We start from the raw sequence: 15741 nt of genomic DNA, 5'->3' as shown, positions 1-15741 counted from the left end.
GGGTGCTTGGCGGGCGGGATGGGCGCTTGGCAGGCGGGATGGGTGCTTGGCAGGCGAGGCGTGAGCGATAAATATGACTTAAGTGACCTTTTTCCCTTCTGGGTGGATGTGGGTGTTTGAAAGCCTTGCTCTCATCTGACCTGCCGAAGGAGACCCCCGTGACCGGCACCCCCCGGCGCGCCGTCCGTCTGCTGCTCATGGCTGCCGCCTCGCTGTGCGTGCTGCTGCCGCTGCTGCGCGGCGCCACCACGGTCGGGGCGATCACCGAGTTCGGGGTCGGGCGGGACGCCGCGGTGGCCGCCCAGCTGGGGTCGGCGCTGGCGATGCTGACGGCGCTGCTGGTGTCCGGCCGGCTGGTGGACGCCTGGGGGTGGCCGCGGGTGCTGCGCCGGGCGCTGGGGGCGATGGCGGCCGGGGGCGCCGTCGCGGTCACCGCCGGGCACCCCTGGACGTACCTGGCGGGGCGGGCCGCGGAGGACGCCGGCTCGGCCGGGGTGCTGATCGCCGCGCTGGCCTCCGTCCCCGTGCTGAACCTGCCCGGCCGGATCACCCGGGTCATCGGCGGGGCGGTCGCCGGGGTCGCCGGGGTCTTCGTGCTCGGCGCGAACGTCGCCGTGCGGATCGACACGGCGGCCGGCTGGCGGCTCGGCGAGTCGGTGGTCCCGGCCGCCGCCGCGCTGCTGCTGCTCGCCGCGCTGCGCCTGCTGCCGCGCGACCGGCTGCCCCGTTCCGGCCTCCGCTCCGGCCTCCGCTCCGGCCCCCGGCAGGCCCCCGTCTGCGGCCCCGGCGTCGCGGCGGCCGCCCTGCTGGCCGTCGCGGGCCTGGAGCTGGGCCCGCTGCGCGACTGGTCGGACCCGCTGGTCGGCGGACTGCTGGGCGCCGCTGCGGTGCTGTTCGCGGCCTGCCGGGCCCGGACCGCGCTGCTGGCCCGCCGCCAGCCCGGCCCCGCCCCGCCCGGGGTTCCGGCCCGGGCCGCGGCCGGGGCGATCACCGCGGGCGCGACGCTCGGCTTCACCCAGCTCGCGCTGACCGCCGCCGTCCCCGTGCTGCTGCTCCAGCGCGGCGTGACGGTGGCCCACGTGACGCTGTCGATGTCCGGCTACGGGCTGGGCATGCTGGCGGCCGGGCTGACCGCCCGGCGCTGGCGGCTCACCCCGCTGACCAGTTCCTCGCTCGGCCTGCCGCTGGCCGCCGTCGGCCTGGCCTCGCTGCACTTCCTGCCCGCCGGGGCCGGGCGGGCCGCCCTGGTCGCGGGCGCGGTCGCGGTGCTGGTCGGCTTCGGCCTGGTGGTCGCGCAGATCCCCTACCTGGCCGGTTTCCTGGCCGCGCTCCCCCGGCAGCGGCGGGCGGCCGCCTCCGCGCTCTACCCGGTGGCGGTCCTGTTCGGCGGGGTGCTGGCGCAGACCGTGCCGGGCAGCACCGCGCTGCTGACCGGCGAGGGCGACGCCCGCGCGCTGAGCACCGTGCTCTGGGTGGCCTGCGGGGCGGTCGCCCTGGTGGCGACGGTGCTGGGCCGCCCCGTGGTGTCGCTGACCGTCGCCGCGGCCGCCGGGCTCCAGCACCTGCTGCTGGTCGCGCTGGCCGGCGGGAGCGTCGCCGACCGCCCCGGCGCCGCCACCGCCGCGCTCGCGGTCGGCGCCGCGATGGGGCTGGTCGCCTGGAGCCGCCGCCAGCAGTCGGAGCGGCTGGCCCGCGTCCGGGCCAACGAGATCGCCCTGCAACAGGCCGTGCTGCACCCGATCCCGGCCCGGCTCGGCGACCTGCGGCTGACCGGCCACTACCAGCCCGCGACGGCCGGCACCGGCGTCGGCGGCGACTTCTTCGAGGCGGTGCGCACCCCGCACGGCACCCGGCTGCTGATCGGCGACGTCCGCGGCAAGGGCCTGCAGGCCGTCCAGACCGTCACCGACCTGCTCGGCTGCTTCCGCTCCCAGGCGCACGAGACCGCCGACCTCGGCGAACTCGCGGCCCGGCTGGACCGCCAGCTGGCCCGGCTCGCGGCGGCCCGCGGCGACGAGGAACTGTTCGCCACCGCGCTGCTGCTCCAGCACCGGGACGGCATCGACCAGGTCGAGGTGGTCAACTGCGGGCACCTCGCCCCGCTCCGGGTCGACCCGGACGGCGTCCGCGCCACCCCCGTCCCCGCCCTGCTGCCGCTCGGCCTCGGCGCGCTCGGCCTCGGCCCCGCCCCCACCCCCACCCCGCTGGCCCTGCCTGGCGGCTCGGCCCTGCTGCTGCACACGGACGGGCTCAGCGAGGCCCGCAACTCCTCCGGCGAGTTCTACCCCCTGGGCGAACGCCTCTCCGTCCTGCGCGCCGCCGACCCCGGCCGCCTGATCGCCGGCCTCGCCTCCGACGTCCGCGACTGGACGCACCAGCTCTCGGACGACATCGCCCTGATCGCCCTGACCCGGGCCTAGCCGACGGGGCCGGTCCGGACGGGGCGGCGTGTCCGGTGGCGGATTCGGGGCGGCGTGTCCGGCGGCGTGTCCGGTGGCGGATTCGGGGTGGCGCCGGGAGGGTGGCTGGCGGGGGGGCGCAGCGGATTTCCTGAACCGGAAAGAGCGAGAGATGCCCGAAGTCACCACCCCGTACGCGACCGGCACCCCGTGCTGGGTCGATCTGATGGCGAAGGACCAGCAGGCGGCGCTGGACTTCTACCGCGACCTGCTCGGCTGGCAGGGCAAGGTCGGCCCGGCCGAGTTCGGCGGGTACGCGGTCTGCGAGCTGGACGGCAAGGCCGTCGCCGGGATCGGCCCGGCGATGGCGCCCGAGGGGATGCCGGAGCCGCCGACCGTCTGGACCAGCTACCTGGCCAGCACCGACGCCCAGGCCACCCAGGACGCGATCGTCCAGGCGGGCGGCACGCTGCTCGTCCCGACCATGGACGTCGGCGACCTGGGCCGGATGCTGGTCGCGGCGGACCCGCAGGGCGCGGTGTTCGGCGTGTGGCAGCCCGGCGAGTTCTTCGGCGCGAAGGTCGTCAACGAGCCCGGCGCGCTGACCTGGAACGAGCTGCACACCAGTGACGTGCCGGCCGCCACCGCGTTCTACGGCGAGGCGTTCGGCATCGAGATCGAGCCGCTGGACGGCGCGGACTCGTACTGGGAGCTGCGGGTCGGCGGCCGGGCCGTCGGCGGGGTCACCCTGCTGGCCAACGACCCGCCCGGCACCCCGGCGCACTGGCTGACGTACTTCTCCGTGGACGACGTGGACTCCACCGTGGACGCGCTGGTCAAGCGGGGCGGCACGGTGCTCGCGCCGCCGTTCGACATGATGGCGGGCCGGATGACGGTGGTCGCCGACCCGCAGGGCGCGCCGTTCGCCATGATCAGGCCGCAGCCGATGGCGTAACGCCACGGGTGCCCGCGCACCGCCCGTCCCGGTTCCGTCCGGGGCGGGCGGTGCGGTGCCGTCGGGGGAGGGAGGGGTGCGGGGAAGGGAGGGAAGGAGAGAGGAGAGGAGGAGGTGGGGCCGCGGGCCGCCGGGGTGGGGCGGGCCTGGCGGGGTGAGGGGGTCAGGGGAGGACGGGGCCGCAGGTGACCAGGAGGGGGAGGATCGGGGCGGCGGCCGAGGCGAGGGTGGCGGCGGCGCGGAGGGCGGGGTGGGGGGCGGGGGCGGGGGTGAGGAGGCGGCGGACGCGGAGGAGGGCGGCGGGGCCTCCGGCGGCGAAGGCGGTGCGGGGGACCTGGCCGTCGGCGACCCGGTACATGGCGGCGGCGAGGACGGCGCGCGGGTGGCGGCGGACGGCGCGGTCGTCGGCGGCCATCTCCAGCAGCAGCGGGGTCTCGCGGGCGGCGAGGCGGGCCAGGGGCAGGAACGGGAAGGCGGCGGCGAGGGCGTCCGCGGCGGTGCGAGCCAGGTGGTGGCGGCCGGTGACGTGGGCGCGTTCGTGGGCCAGGACGGCGGCCAGCTGCCGGTCGGTGAGGAGTTCGAGGGCGCCGCGGGTGAGCACGATCCGGGAGCGCCGGCCGGGCAGGCAGTACGCGGCGGGGGTGTCGTGGTCCAGGACGTGCGCGCCGAGGCCGCGGTCGCGGGCGGCGACCAGGTCGAGGACGGCGCGGTGCCGGCGGCGGTGCCGGGCGGTGCGGGCCAGGGCGGCGGCGAACCGTCCGAGCGGCCAGAGCGCGACGGCCGCGGGCAGCAGCAGGCGCCAACTGCCGCCGGCCGCCAGGCCGCCGGGGTGGTCGACGCCGCAGACGTGCATCAGCCCGGCCAGTCCGAGGTGCAGGTGGACGCCCGGCACGGCGAGGTGGTGGACGGCCAGCACCAGGGCGGTGACGAAGGAGAGGGCGAGCGCCTGCCAGAGCGCGACGGCCAGCCGGGGCGCGCGGTGCGTCCAGCCGGCCCGGGCCAGCGGCAGCGGGGCGAGCACGCCGACCAGCAGGGCGTAGCCGAGCAGGGCGAGGGCGGCCGTCACCGGGGGTCCTCCCCGGGTGCTTCGCGGTCGACGGAGTCGATGGCGGTGCGCAGGGCGGCGAGTTCCTCGGGGGTGAGCTGCTCGACCAGGTGGGCCAGGGCGCCGGTGGGGTTGGGGCTCTCGCCGAGCACGTCGCGCATCAGGGCGGCGCTGTACGCCTCGCGGCTGCAGGCGGGGCGGTAGCTCCAGGCCCGGCCGGACTTCTCGCGGCGCAGCAGGCCCTTGCGGTGCAGGATGTCGGCGACCGTCATCACGGTGGTGTAGGCGAGCGGCCGGGTGCGGTTGAGGTCGTCGACGATCTCCCGGACGGTGGCCGGGCGGTCCCAGGTCCACAGGCGGTCCATGATCTCCGCCTCCAGGTCGCCGAGTCTGCGCACCGCCCGTTCCGCCTTCCTTGTCGTCCCGGCGCTCATCGTAGTGGGCGGGGGGTGGGTTGCCCGACTTTCTACTGAACTACTAAGTTGTCTCGTAGTGATGGCCCGGACGTCGCCCGGACGGCGGGTGCCCGACCTTGGGGAGAGAGCGCAGCCGATGGGAACGCACCGACGGCCCCGACCGGCCGGACGCACCAGGACCGCCGTGCTCGGCGCGGCCGCCGGCGCCGCCGTCCTGCTGCCCGCCACCGGCGCCAACGCCGAACCGGCGCCCGGCATCGACCAGGTGAAGGCCCAGGTCGACGGCCTGTACGAGCAGGCCGAGGCCGCCACCGAGCAGTACAACAAGGTCGACGAGCGCTCCAAGCAGCTCCAGGACGAGGCCGGCAAGCTCCAGGACCGGCTGGCCGGGCAGCAGGCCCGGATCATCGCCTACCAGGAGACCCTGGGGGCGCTGGCCGCCGAGCAGTACCGCAGCGGCGGCATCGACCCGAGCGTGCGGCTGATGCTCAGCTCCTCCCCCGACGAGTACCTCCGGCAGGCCGGACTCCAGGACCTGGCGGGCAGCCAGCAGGCCGACGCCCTGCGCGACGCGCTGCGCCTGCAGCAGTCGATCGACCAGGCCCGTTCGGAGACCGCCGCCAAGCTCGCCGAGCTGGAGCAGGCCCGCGCCACCCTGGGCAGCAAGAAGGCCGAGGTGCAGGGCAAGCTCGCCGAGGCCGGCCGGATCCTGGCCGGGCTCAAGGCCGCCGACCGGGCCCGCGTCCTCGGCGACGACACCCCGGCCGCGTCCCGGAGTTCGGCCCGCGGCGGGACCTACAACGGGCCCGCCACCGGCCAGACCAAGGCCGTCCTCGACTACGCCTACGCCCAGCTCGGCAAGCCCTACCGGTGGGGCGGCGCCGGGCCCGACTCCTTCGACTGCTCCGGCCTGACGCAGATGGCCTACCGGGCCGGCGGCGTCAGCCTCCCCCGCGTCACCCAGGACCAGTGGAACGCGGGCAAGCACGTCGCCCGCGCCGACCTCCAGCCCGGCGACCTGGTCTTCTACTACAGCGACCTGCACCACGTCGGCATCTACGTCGGCAACGGCAAGCTGCTGCACGCCCCGCGCACCGGCAAGAACATCCAGATCGTCGACCTGGACGTGATGCCCTACGTCGGAGCGGTCCGCCCCTGACCCCGGGCGCGCGGGGGGCCGCCGGCGAGGGGCGACCCGGTGGTCGGGGGGCGGTGGCGGTTGTGCCAGGATCTGCGCAGGTCACCGGGGTAGCGTCGCCTCGGGCCTGATCGGAGGGAACAGCCGTGGCCGACCTCGTCGCACCCCAGCCCCTGCTGCTGCGGGACGGGCGTCCCGCCGCCGCCGGGTGGTCGCTCGATCCGGGGATGCGGCACCTGAACCACGGCTCGTTCGGGGCGGTGCCGCTGGTCGCGCAGCGCGAGCAGCAGCGGCTGCGCGAGGAGATGGACGCCTCGCCGGTGGTGTGGTTCCCCGGGCTGCCCCGGCGGGTGGCCGCCGCGCGCACCGCGATCGCCGAATTCCTGCGGGTGCCGGCCGAGTTCACCGCGCTGGTGCCGAACGCCAGCGCCGGGGCGAGCGCCGTCTACGGCAGCCTGCCGCACCGGGACGGCGGGGAGGTGCTGGTCACCGACCACGGCTACGGGGCGGTCACCATGGGCGCGGCCCGGCTGGCCCGGCGCTGGGGCGGGGCGGTGCGCACCGTGCACGTGCCGCTGGCGGCGGGGCCGGACGAGGCCGCGGCGGCGGTGACCGGGGCGGTGACGGAGCGGACGGCGCTGATCGTGCTGGACCGGATCACCTCGGCGACCGCCCGCTACCTGCCGGTCGACCTGGTCGGGGCGTTCGCCCGCGAGCGCGGCATCCCGCTGCTGGTCGACGCCGCGCACGTGCCCGGCCTGGACGAGGACCCGCTGGCCGGGGCGGACTGCGACGCCTGGGTCGGCAACCTGCACAAGTTCGGCTGCGCGCCGCGCGGCACCGCCGCGCTCGTCGCCCGCGGCGAACTCCGGCACACCCTCTACCCGTTGATCGACTCCTGGGGCGCGGAGGAGCCGTTCCCGGAGCGCTTCGACACCCAGGGCACGCTGGACGTCACCGGCTACCTGGCCGCGCCCACCGCGCTCGACTTCGTTGCCGAGCAGTGGGGTTGGGCCGAAACCCGCCGCTACATGGGCGAACTCGCGGACTACGCCGAGCAGTTGATCGGCGGTGCGATCGCCGCCGCGACCGGGGAGCCGGCCGCGGCGGACGTCGGCATGCCGGTGAACGCCCTGCGGCTGGTCAAGCTCCCGGCCGGGCTGGGCCGCACCCGGCTGGAGGCCGACGGCCTGCGCGACCGGCTGGCCGCCGAGTTCGGCGTCGAGGCGGCGTTCACCAGCTTCGGCGGGACGGGGTACTTCCGGCTGTCCACGCACGCGTACAACACGGCGGAGGACTACGAGTACTTCGCGGAGCGGTGCGTGCCGGTGCTGTGCGGGTGGGCCCGGGAGCGCTGACCGGGGAACTCGGGCTAGTCGGAGGGGAGTTGGTAGTCGAACCGGATGCGGTGGGTGCCGTCCTCGTCGATGGTGATGGCGCCGGTGCCGGTGATGCCCGCCAGGCCGGCGGTGCCGCTGCCGGGGACGACGACGAAGTACTCGCCGTCGCGGCCGGTGCCCAGGGTGGTGGCGGAGTGCGCGAAGTTGAAGGTGCCCTCGGCGCCGTGCAGGGTGCCGGCGAAGGACTCCATGGCGAGGTAGGTGCCCACGCCGGCGGCCTGGTCGTAGGCGGCGGTGAACAGGGTGTCGGCCCGGCCCTCCACCTCGCCGTGGAACTCCTTGCGCATGGTGGCGACGCCGACCCCCGCGGCGGTCCTGATCCCGCTCTCCGGGACGGGCGCGGGGGTGAACTCGTGGACGGTGAAGGTTCCTGATGCTCGCATGGCGCGATGGTAGGCAGCCGCACCGACAACCGGGCGGCGGCCGGGAGGTGACGCGGGGTCAGGGGGCGCTGTCGAGGACCCAGGCCGGGTAGCCGCCGGTGGGGGCGGCGGGCGGGGCGGTGCGCCGGCGGCGGCGGGCCAGCAGGGCGAGCAGCAGGGAGACCGGGAGGAAGGGCAGACCGGCCAGGAAGAGCGCGCCGACCGTCACCAGCGCGGCGGAGCCCCGGCTGTCGCGGCCGGACACGGTGGCGAGCGGGACGCTGTCCCACTGCCGGGAGTCGACGGAGTCGGCGCGGTGGTCGCCCAGCACGAACATCCTGCCCGCCGGGACGGTGACGTCGAAGCAGCGGAAGCCGTTCGGGGTGCCGCCCCGGAGGTAGGGCTCGTCGAGCGGGGCGCCGTTCAACTGGACCGGCTGGTCGCCGCATTGGGAGACGTGGTCGCCGCCGAGGGCGATCACCCGCTTGAAGTGCGTCCGGTTCGGGTCGCCGGAACCGGTGGCGTACGAGAACACCACGGCGTCGCCGCGCCGGACGTCCTGCGGGGCGACCGCGAAGGTGGTGATCCGCTGGCCGGGGCGGTAGGTCGGGGACATGTCGCCGGCACCCAGGGTGTACACGTGCGGCCTGAGGTACAGCGCGAGGCCGACCCCGGCGGCCGGGAGCAGCAGCCCCAGGACCAGGGTCACCAGCGCGGCCTTGCCGAGCCCGCTCCACCGTCGCATGCCGTCCCGCCTCCGTCCGCCCGTCCGCGCCGCGTGGCCCCGTGGCCGCGGGGTTCGCGCGGGGTGGAGCGGAGTAGACCGGGAGTGTAGCGGACAGCTCGAACGCTTGTCTGACCCGGCCGGGGCGCGCCGCTGCCGCTGCCGCTGCCGCTGCTGCCGTTACCAGTCGAGGTCGTCCGGGTCGAGGTCGTCCGGCTGCGGGTCGGGCGGCTTGGGGTCGGCCACCCAGCCGGCGGCCAGGACCAGGCGGGAGGTGCGGTGGACGGCGAGGAAGGCGAACGGGCGGTCGAAGGCGGCGGTGATCCGGCGGACCGCGTACGGGGGCCGGGTCGCGGCGGCACCGGCGGCGGCGCCGAACGCGGTGACGGCGGCGGCCCGGAAGCCGCGCGGGCCGAAGACGGCGGTGGCGGACTGCCGGGCGGTGGTGACGGCGAGCGGGTCGGGGCTGATGCCGGGGAAGTGGCCGGTGCCGGTGTCGGTGGCGGTGCGCAGGCCGAACAGGTCGGGGCGGTGGAGCAGGTCGTGGTCGTCCGCCAGGTCGAACTCGACCGTCCGGGCCAGGAGCAGGGGCTCGCGGGTGTAGCTGCGCACCCAGCCGGCCTCCAGGCCGGGGCCGGGCGCGCCGTCGGGGAGGGCGGTGCCGGGGCGCAGCCGGGCGAGGTGTTCGGCGGTGCGGACGGCGGCGGCGAGCACCGCGCCGGGGGCGGCGTCCTCGGGGCCCAGGCAGAGGTGGACGTCGACGCCCTGCAGGCCGAGCACCTTGAGCACGGTGAGCGGACCGGCCGCGGTGTCGGCGACGCCGACCCGGTCGAGCAGGCTGGTGACGCGGTACAGGCCGGCGACGGTGCGGCCCTGCCAGGCGCCGGTCCCGGGCCGCGCGTCGTAGGACTGGAAGCGGCGGATCCAGTCGGTGCGGACGGTGAGCGCGCCGGCCAGCACGAGTTCGGTGTCCGGGGTGGTCCCGACGGGCATCCGGGGGATCTGCCCGGCCGTCCGGTCGGCGGCCCAGGCGTCGAGCGCGGCGCGGTCCGCGTCCGGGTCGCCGGTGATCCGGCCGAGGCTGTGCGGGGGCAGGGCGGCGGTCCAGGCCGGTTCGAGCGGGAGCCGGTCCCTGGTCCAGACGCCGAGGGCCGAGCTGACGCCGAGCGTGCGGTCGAGGGCGGCGAGCAGTTCGCGTCCGGCGCCGGCGGCCTCTCCGGTCGGGACGCCGAGGGCGTCGGCGAGTTCGCGGGCGGCGGGGCGGCCGATCCGGCGGCGAGCAGGGCGAGCGGGGCCCAGGCGCCGGGGCCGCTGAAGACGGCGTTCCGCCCGGCGGCCGGGGCCTGCCGCGCCCAGCGGGCGGTCAGGTCGTTGACGGCTCGGACGGTGCGGTACATCGGCACGGCGCGGTTCTCCCCCGGGGTCGGTCCTGGGCCGGAGCGTAGGGGGTCGGCGCGGGCGGGGGCGAGTGGTTAACGAGGGGGCGAGTGCTTGGGAGGGGCGAGTGCTTGGGGAGGGGGCGGGTGGTTGACGGGGGGTCAGGCGGTTCCGGGGGCGTCGGCGGGGGTGGCTCGGGGGGCGTCGGCGGTCTCGGTGTCGAGCCAGGCGAGGTAGTCGGGGGCTCCGGTGGTCACCGGGACGGCGATCGCCTCGGGGGTGTCGTAGCTGTGCAGTTCGCCGATCCGGGCGACGAGGCGGTCGGCGAGGGCGGCCCGGGTCTTGAGGTCGACGCGCCACTCGGGGGCGTCCTGGACCTCGCCGCCCCACCAGTACACCGAGCGGATGGGGTGGACCTGCGCACAGGCGGCGAGGCGTTCGCGGACCAGGGCGGTGGCGAGGGCGCGGGCGGCGGCCTCGTCCTCGTGGGTGGTCGTCACCACCACGTGCTGGTGCGGGTAAGGGTGTTCGGTCGGACGGTCGTGCGGGTGCTGCGGCTCGGTCATGGGCCGAGCGTACGGGGGTCGGGAGCGGCGGGAGGGGAGGTTGGGGAGGTGGGGAGGTGGGGAGGTGGGCGGGGTTCCGGCGGGATCCGGGGGGCGCCATGACGGCCCGGGCACCCCGCGCTCGGGCCGTCATGGCGCTCGGCAGGCGCGGCCCCGGTCTCCCGGTTTTCCCCTCCCGGGGAGTGGGGCCGTGCCGCCGCTTCGGGTGGCTGACGCCGCTGACCGCCCGCGTGGGGGTGGGGTCGGTCAGCGACGGGACCGGGGGACGGTCAGCGGCGCTGCCAGAGGGCCGGGACGTTCGGCGGCTCCCAGCCGGCGTACGCGATGTGGCCCTGGATGCAGACGTAGCTGACGCCGTTGTAGGTGACGACGTCGCCGGCCTTGTAGCTGGCGCCGACCGTCCAGGTGGTGGAGCCGCCGCCCGTGTTGCTCGGGCTGGGGCTCGGCGAGCCCGGGTTGGAGCTGCTCGGGCTGGGGCTGGGCGAGCCGGTGCCGTTGACGTTGAGCACGAAGTCGAAGCTGGCTTCGCTGCCGTTGCCGACCTGGCGGACCGTCATCAGCAGGGCCGGGTCGTAGATGGTGTCGGTGGCGTTGCGCGGCTCGTTCGGGAAGTACAGCTGGGTGGTGAGGATCGGCTGGTTGGGCGCCTGCACCTTGACGTGGATGTGCCGGGTGCGGCCCGGGTAGAGGCCCGGGATGATCGTGGTCAGCGAGTACGCGCCGTTGGCGGCGCTGAACTGGTGGCCGCGGAAGGTGTAGCCGGAGTTGTCGTAGTTGCCGTTGGTGTCGGCCTGCCAGAAGTCCAGCAGGGCACCGGAGATCGGTACGCAGTTCCGGCCGAAGACGTAGCCGCTGACGGTCAGCGGGGTGCCCTGGGTGCCCGGGGTGACCAGGTTGGTGCGCAGCGGGGAGCCCGGCTTGAAGTACGGGCCCTCGATCTGCTCGCCGGTGACGTGCCCGTCGCTGCACTCGGGGGTGAGCGGGGCCGGGACGTCGGCGGCGACCGCGTCGCGGGCCAGCGCGACTCCGCCGCCGATCAGGACCGGCGCGGCGCCGGCCAGGGCGGCGGCCTTGAGCAGGCCCTTGCGGCTGATCTTGCGATCGGCCAGGTCGCCCAGGCCGTCCAGCGGGTTGTGGGGGGTGGACATGGCTCTCCGTTCGACTGCTTCGTGGGTCGCCGCACGCCCGGATTCCGTTGGATGGGACATGACACCTGGAGAGGTCGGGTCTCCCGACACGGCGGCGCGGTGGGGTGCCTCAGACGCTAGGCCCTGCCCGCCCGGGCCGTCGATGGACGGGGGCGGCGGGACGTGGTGCATTCCTCAGGCTCCGCCACGCGGTGTTCGACGGGGCGTCAGCAGGGCTTCGCGCGCGGCTCGCCGGGCGTACGCGCGGGGCGTATCCGCGGGGCGGGGTGGGGTCCGGCGGCGGGGTCCGGCGATGGGGTCCGGCGGCGAGGTCCGGCGGCGGGGTCAGCTCGCCTTCTCGCGGAACTCGCCCGGGGTGCGGCCCACTTCGCGGCGGAAGAAGCGGCAGAAGTAGGCCGGGTCGGAGAAGCCGGCCGCCGCCGAAACCTGACGGATCGTCATGTCCGTGGTGGTGAGCAGGCGTTTGGCCTCCAGGGTCTGCTGCTCGCGGACCAGCCGGGCCGGGGTGCGGCCGGTGGCCTCCTTCACCACCTCGTGCAAGTAGCCTGCGGAGACGCCGAGTTCGCGGGCCAGCGCGAGGACCGAGCGGTCGGTGCGGTCGGCGTCGGTGATCATCCGGACGAACCGGTCGGCCAGCGGGTGACCCGCCGTCCGGGGGGCGGCCGGGGCGTCGCAACCACGCGCCACCCGCAGCGCGCGCACCAGCAGGACGTGCAGCAGCGCCTGCAGCACGCCCAGCGCGCCGTCCAGGCCGCCCTCGTGCTCGGCCACCAACTCCCGCAGCATTCCGGCGATTTCGCGGTGCTCGCGGCGGTCCGGCCGGAGTGCCGGGCCGGTGGCCAGCGAGCGCAGCAGGGCCAGGTCCTCCGGGTGCCGGTGCAGGAAGTCCTCGTTGAACAGCAGCACCCAGCCGTCCAGCCGGCCCGCCCCGCGCCAGCGGTGCACCTGGCCGGGCAGCACCGCGTACAGCGTGGGTGGCTGGATCCGGTGCTCGACCAGGTCGATGACGTGGGTGCCGCTGCCCGCCGTGACGTAGACCAGCTCGTAGAACGAGTGACGGTGCGGGAAGTCCGCCCGGGAGAGCGGCCCGATGGCGTCGAAGCTGCCCGCCGCGAACGGCAGCAGCCCCGGGTCGGGCACGTCCAGATCGTGCAGTTCCAGGCCGGTGGCCGGTCGGAGCCTCATCGCGCCAGTGTGCGCAAACGGGCCCGGCTCCGTCCAGTGGTCCAGACCAAGTGGCACGTACCGGCAAGCGGCGGGGCGAGGGCGGGTGGTGGTGGCTGGTGAGTGGCGGTGGGTGGCGGTGAATGAGGGGCGGGAAGGTGAGTGGAGGGCGGGGAGGTGGATGAGGGGCGGGAAGGTGGGTGGAGGGCGGGGGTGGTGGTGGATGGGGGGCATGGGTGGTGGTAGCCGGTGGGGGACGGTAGGGGAAAGTCGACCATCGGGTCTCCACCTGGGCGTCATGACCGGGTTCGGCTGTCGTACTGGAATGGGGGTGTGATCGACCAATGCCTCCGGTCCGGCTACCGGGTTCCGGAACGACGTCTGTGGTGGTGTGCGGGCTGGGTGGGCTGCGCCGGGTGGGCGGGGCTGTTCCCGCTGGTTTCGGGGCTCGGGCCGCACCGGGGGTGGGGGGCCGTCGCCGCGGTCGGGTACCTGCTGGCCGCGGGTGTGGCGCTGCTGCCGCGCGGGGTCGCTCGTGCGGGTGCGGTCGGGCTGTCCGCGTTGACGGCGTTCGGCGGGGCCGTGCTGGTGCCGGGGGTGCTGCTGGTCGGGCGGGGCAGCGGGCAGAGCGAGGTGGCGGTGCTGGCCCGGGCCGGGGACCTGCTGCTGGCGCACGGTTCGCCGTACCTGGCCGCGCCGGCGGGCCCCGCCGAGGTGACGCCCTACCTGCCCGGGATGGCCCTGTTCGGGCTGCCGCACGCGCTGTTCCGGGGCGGTGGCGGGCCGGCGGCCGATCCGCGGGTCTGGTGCGCGGTCGCGTTCCTGGCCGCCGGGTGGGCCGCGTGGCGGGCGCTGCCCGTGCGGGTCGGGGTGCGGTCGGTGGTGCGGTCGGCGGTGCGGGAGCGGGTGTTGGTCGGGGCGGGGTGGGAGGCCGGGCCGCTGCCGGGGGCGGGGTGGGGGCTGACGTCCCGTCGGGGGCGGCGGACGCGGGGACCGGGGTGGTGGCGCTGGTGGCGTCGCCGCCGGTGGCGCTGGCGTTGGCGGCCAGCGGGGTCGACCTGCCGCTGACCGGGCTGCTCTGCCTGGCCCTGGCGTTCGGCGCGGCCGGGCGGCCGACCGGGGCGGGGCTGGCGCTGGCCGCCGCGGGCGCACTCAAGTGGACGGCCTGGCCCGCCGTCGCCGTGGTGGTGGCGCTGCTCGCGGCAACCACCGGGCGGCGGACGGCGCTGCGCTGCGCCGGGCTCGCGGCGGCCGGGACGGCGCTGCTGGTGCTGCCGTGGCTGCTGTGCGCGCCGGGGCCGATGCTGCGCCAGGTCTTCGCGTTCCCGCTCGGCCGGGGCCCGTGGCCCACCCCGGCGGCCAGCCCGCTGCCGGGCCGGCTGCTCGCGGACCTCGGCCCGGCCGGGTGGGGTGCGGCCGTCGGGCTGCTGCTGCTCGGCGGGGCGGCGGTGGGGCTCTCCCTGCTGCTCCGCCCGCCCCGCTGCGCGGTCGCGGCCGCCGACCGGCTGGCCGCCGGGCTGGCGCTGGCCTTCCTGCTCGCCCCCGCCGGACGCTTCGGCTACCTGGCGCTGCCGCTGTTCCTGTCGGCCTTCGTCCGCCTCGCGGCCCGGCGGCACCCACCCACCTGAACCCCGTCCCGCAGTCCGGCCCTCCGGCCGGGCCCTGCTCTGCGGTCCGGCCGCTCCCCCGTCGGGCGCGCGGCTGTGCTGGCGCTGTTCCTGTCCGCCTTCATCCGCCTCGCGGCCCGACGGCACCCACCCACCTGAACCCCGTCCCACAGTCTGGCCCTCCGACCGGGCCCCCTCGCCGGGCGCGCGGCTGTGCTGCCGCCTGCCCGCAACACCCCGGCCCTGAAGGGAATTTACTGCTTTGTCGACTCTTGGAGAGGACGCCTCCGTGGGCACCACCCTGATCGTCACCAACGACTTCCCGCCCCGGCAGGGCGGCATCGAGACCTTCGTGCACGCGATGGCCGTCCGGCTGGCCGGGCAGGGGGTGGTGGTGCTGACCTCGGCCGAGCCGGGGGCGGCGGCGTTCGACGCGGGGCTGCCGTTCCCGGTGGTGCGGGAGCCGGTGCGGATGCTGCTGCCGACGGCGCGGACGGCCCGGCGGGCGGTGGAGCTGGCGGCCGAGCACGGGTGCGACCGGGTCTGGTTCGGGGCGGCGGCGCCGCTCGCGGCGATGGCCCCGGCGCTGGCCCCGGTACTGCGGCAGGCCGGGGCCGGGCGGCTGGTGGCGACCACGCACGGGCACGAAGTGTGGTGGGCCCGGGCCCCGTTGGCGCGCCGGGTGCTGCGCCGGGTCGGCGCGTCCTGCGACACCGTCACGTACCTCGGCGAGTACACCCGGCGCCGGATCGCGCCCGCGCTGGGGCCGGGGGCGGCGCTGGAGCGGCTGGTGCCGGGGGTGGACCCGGCGGTGTTCCGGCCCTCGGCGGCGGACCGGCGGGCGGTGCGCGAACGGTACGGGCTGGGGCGGCGGCCGGTGGTGCTGTGCGTGGCCCGGCTGGTGCCGCGCAAGGGGCAGGACGTGCTGATCCGGGCGCTGCCGCTGATCCGCCGTCACATACCGGACGCCGTGCTGCTGCTGGTGGGCGACGGGCCGGACGGGGCGCGGCTGCGGCGGCTGGCCCGGCGCTGCCCGCCGGGCGCGGTGGTGTTCGCGGGCGGGCACGGGCACCCGGACACCGCCCGGTTCTACGCGGCGGCGGACGTCTTCGCCATGCCGTGCCGGACCCGGCGGGCGGGGCTGGAGGCGGAGGGCCTGGGCATCGTCTTCCTGGAGGCGTCGGCGAGCGGGCTGCCGGTGGTCGCCGGGCGTTCGGGCGGCGCGCCGGACGCGGTGCTGCCGGGCCGGACCGGGACGGTGGTCGACGGGCGGCAGGTCGGGGAGGTCGCCGAGGCGGTGCTGGAGTTCCTCCAGGACCCTTCCCGGGCGCGGGAGTTCGGGCGGGCCGGGCGGGAGTGGGTGACCCGGGAGTGGTCCTGGGACGCCTCGGCCCGGCGGCTGGCGGGGATGCTGGCGGGGCGGGACGGCTAGGTTCTCGG

General features: G+C 76.6%; 15 protein-coding genes. 7 read left to right on the top strand and 8 right to left on the bottom strand.

Translation table 11 applies throughout. The features are described 5' to 3' along the window. The first annotated feature begins 158 nt into the window (after positions 1–158). Together OU787_RS27790 and OU787_RS27785 are read left to right on the top strand one after the other, a co-directional pair. Positions 159–2420 carry a PP2C family protein-serine/threonine phosphatase gene (locus OU787_RS27790; protein WP_268660997.1) on the top strand — a complete coding sequence of 754 codons (2262 nt, stop codon included), beginning with the start codon at positions 159–161 and terminating at the stop codon, positions 2418–2420. Between the two features lie 151 nt (positions 2421–2571). Beyond that, positions 2572–3354 carry a VOC family protein gene (locus tag OU787_RS27785; protein WP_030461357.1) on the top strand — a complete coding sequence of 261 codons (783 nt, stop codon included), beginning with the start codon at positions 2572–2574 and terminating at the stop codon, positions 3352–3354. 163 nt (positions 3355–3517) lie between these two features. Here OU787_RS27785 and OU787_RS27780 read toward each other — a convergent pair whose 3' ends face one another. Then, complete coding sequence (locus OU787_RS27780) at positions 3518–4420, bottom strand: M56 family metallopeptidase (protein WP_268660996.1); 903 nt, start codon at positions 4418–4420, stop codon at positions 3518–3520. Continuing rightward, on the bottom strand, positions 4417–4797 hold the full coding sequence (locus OU787_RS27775; protein ID WP_030464520.1) for a BlaI/MecI/CopY family transcriptional regulator: 381 nt from the start codon (positions 4795–4797) through the stop codon (positions 4417–4419). Before OU787_RS27775 ends, OU787_RS27780 begins: the two co-directional genes overlap by 4 nt. Positions 4798–4951: 154 nt before the next feature. Between OU787_RS27775 and OU787_RS27770 the strand changes: the two genes are divergently transcribed. Together OU787_RS27770 and OU787_RS27765 are read left to right on the top strand one after the other, a co-directional pair. Then, a complete protein-coding gene (locus OU787_RS27770) occupies positions 4952–5974 on the top strand; it encodes a C40 family peptidase (RefSeq protein ID WP_030464521.1) in 1023 nt (340 codons plus the stop codon). 125 nt (positions 5975–6099) lie between these two features. After that, entirely contained in the window at positions 6100–7311 is a 1212-nt protein-coding gene (locus OU787_RS27765) for an aminotransferase class V-fold PLP-dependent enzyme (protein ID WP_268660995.1), read from the top strand. Between the two features lie 14 nt (positions 7312–7325). Here OU787_RS27765 and OU787_RS27760 read toward each other — a convergent pair whose 3' ends face one another. The 6 genes from OU787_RS27760 to OU787_RS27735 all read right to left on the bottom strand — a co-directional run bounded on the left by OU787_RS27760 (position 7326) and on the right by OU787_RS27735 (position 12715). Then, positions 7326–7736: a DUF3224 domain-containing protein gene (locus OU787_RS27760; RefSeq protein ID WP_268660994.1), complete on the bottom strand. Its 411-nt coding sequence runs from the start codon at positions 7734–7736 to the stop codon at positions 7326–7328. A 58-nt stretch (positions 7737–7794) separates the two neighbouring features. Then, positions 7795–8460 (bottom strand): signal peptidase I, encoded by a 666-nt coding sequence (lepB, locus tag OU787_RS27755; RefSeq protein ID WP_268660993.1) that lies wholly within the window; start codon positions 8458–8460, stop codon positions 7795–7797. A gap of 159 nt (positions 8461–8619) precedes the next feature. Then, the gene (locus tag OU787_RS27750) at positions 8620–9432 is read right to left on the bottom strand and encodes a hypothetical protein (RefSeq protein ID WP_327059429.1); all 813 of its coding nucleotides are present in this window, start codon (positions 9430–9432) and stop codon (positions 8620–8622) included. A gap of 545 nt (positions 9433–9977) precedes the next feature. Further along, positions 9978–10382: a divalent-cation tolerance protein CutA gene (gene cutA, locus OU787_RS27745; protein ID WP_268660992.1), complete on the bottom strand. Its 405-nt coding sequence runs from the start codon at positions 10380–10382 to the stop codon at positions 9978–9980. Between the two features lie 269 nt (positions 10383–10651). Further along, a complete protein-coding gene (locus OU787_RS27740; RefSeq protein WP_030464711.1) occupies positions 10652–11530 on the bottom strand; it encodes a dioxygenase family protein in 879 nt (292 codons plus the stop codon). A 324-nt stretch (positions 11531–11854) separates the two neighbouring features. Next, positions 11855–12715 carry a helix-turn-helix domain-containing protein gene (locus OU787_RS27735; RefSeq protein ID WP_030464710.1) on the bottom strand — a complete coding sequence of 287 codons (861 nt, stop codon included), beginning with the start codon at positions 12713–12715 and terminating at the stop codon, positions 11855–11857. A gap of 381 nt (positions 12716–13096) precedes the next feature. On the opposite strand from OU787_RS27735, the gene OU787_RS27730 reads away from it, so the two are divergent. The 3 genes from OU787_RS27730 (at position 13097) to OU787_RS27720 (ending at position 15733) form a co-directional block, all read left to right on the top strand. Continuing rightward, complete coding sequence (locus OU787_RS27730) at positions 13097–13762, top strand: hypothetical protein (RefSeq protein ID WP_268660991.1); 666 nt, start codon at positions 13097–13099, stop codon at positions 13760–13762. Next, entirely contained in the window at positions 13696–14322 is a 627-nt protein-coding gene (locus OU787_RS27725; protein ID WP_268660990.1) for a hypothetical protein, read from the top strand. Before OU787_RS27730 ends, OU787_RS27725 begins: the two co-directional genes overlap by 67 nt. A 268-nt stretch (positions 14323–14590) precedes the next feature. Continuing rightward, positions 14591–15733, top strand: coding sequence for a glycosyltransferase family 4 protein (locus tag OU787_RS27720; RefSeq protein ID WP_030464339.1), 1143 nt, complete (start codon positions 14591–14593; stop codon positions 15731–15733). Positions 15734–15741: the final 8 nt, after the last annotated feature.

It is taken from the genome of Kitasatospora sp. YST-16, from assembly GCF_026802215.1.
In the GTDB taxonomy this organism is placed as follows: Bacteria; Actinomycetota; Actinomycetes; order Streptomycetales; family Streptomycetaceae; genus Kitasatospora; species Kitasatospora cineracea.
Note: the sequence above shows the minus strand (reverse complement) of the source record. Positions and strands in the feature narration are given on the sequence as shown.

Excerpts from the sequence above, each read along its gene's own strand:
- cutA (WP_268660992.1), bottom strand. The coding sequence starts at position 10,382 with ATGACCGAGCCGCAGCACCCGCACGACCGTCCGACCGAACACCCTTAC.
- OU787_RS27770 (WP_030464521.1), top strand. The coding sequence starts at position 4,952 with ATGGGAACGCACCGACGGCCCCGACCGGCCGGACGCACCAGGACCGCC.
- OU787_RS27750 (WP_327059429.1), bottom strand. The coding sequence starts at position 9,432 with ATGCCCGTCGGGACCACCCCGGACACCGAACTCGTGCTGGCCGGCGCG.
- OU787_RS27760 (WP_268660994.1), bottom strand. The coding sequence starts at position 7,736 with ATGCGAGCATCAGGAACCTTCACCGTCCACGAGTTCACCCCCGCGCCC.
- OU787_RS27740 (WP_030464711.1), bottom strand. The coding sequence starts at position 11,530 with ATGTCCACCCCCCACAACCCGCTGGACGGCCTGGGCGACCTGGCCGAT.
- lepB (WP_268660993.1), bottom strand. The coding sequence starts at position 8,460 with ATGCGACGGTGGAGCGGGCTCGGCAAGGCCGCGCTGGTGACCCTGGTC.
- OU787_RS27785 (WP_030461357.1), top strand. The coding sequence starts at position 2,572 with ATGCCCGAAGTCACCACCCCGTACGCGACCGGCACCCCGTGCTGGGTC.
- OU787_RS27735 (WP_030464710.1), bottom strand. The coding sequence starts at position 12,715 with ATGAGGCTCCGACCGGCCACCGGCCTGGAACTGCACGATCTGGACGTG.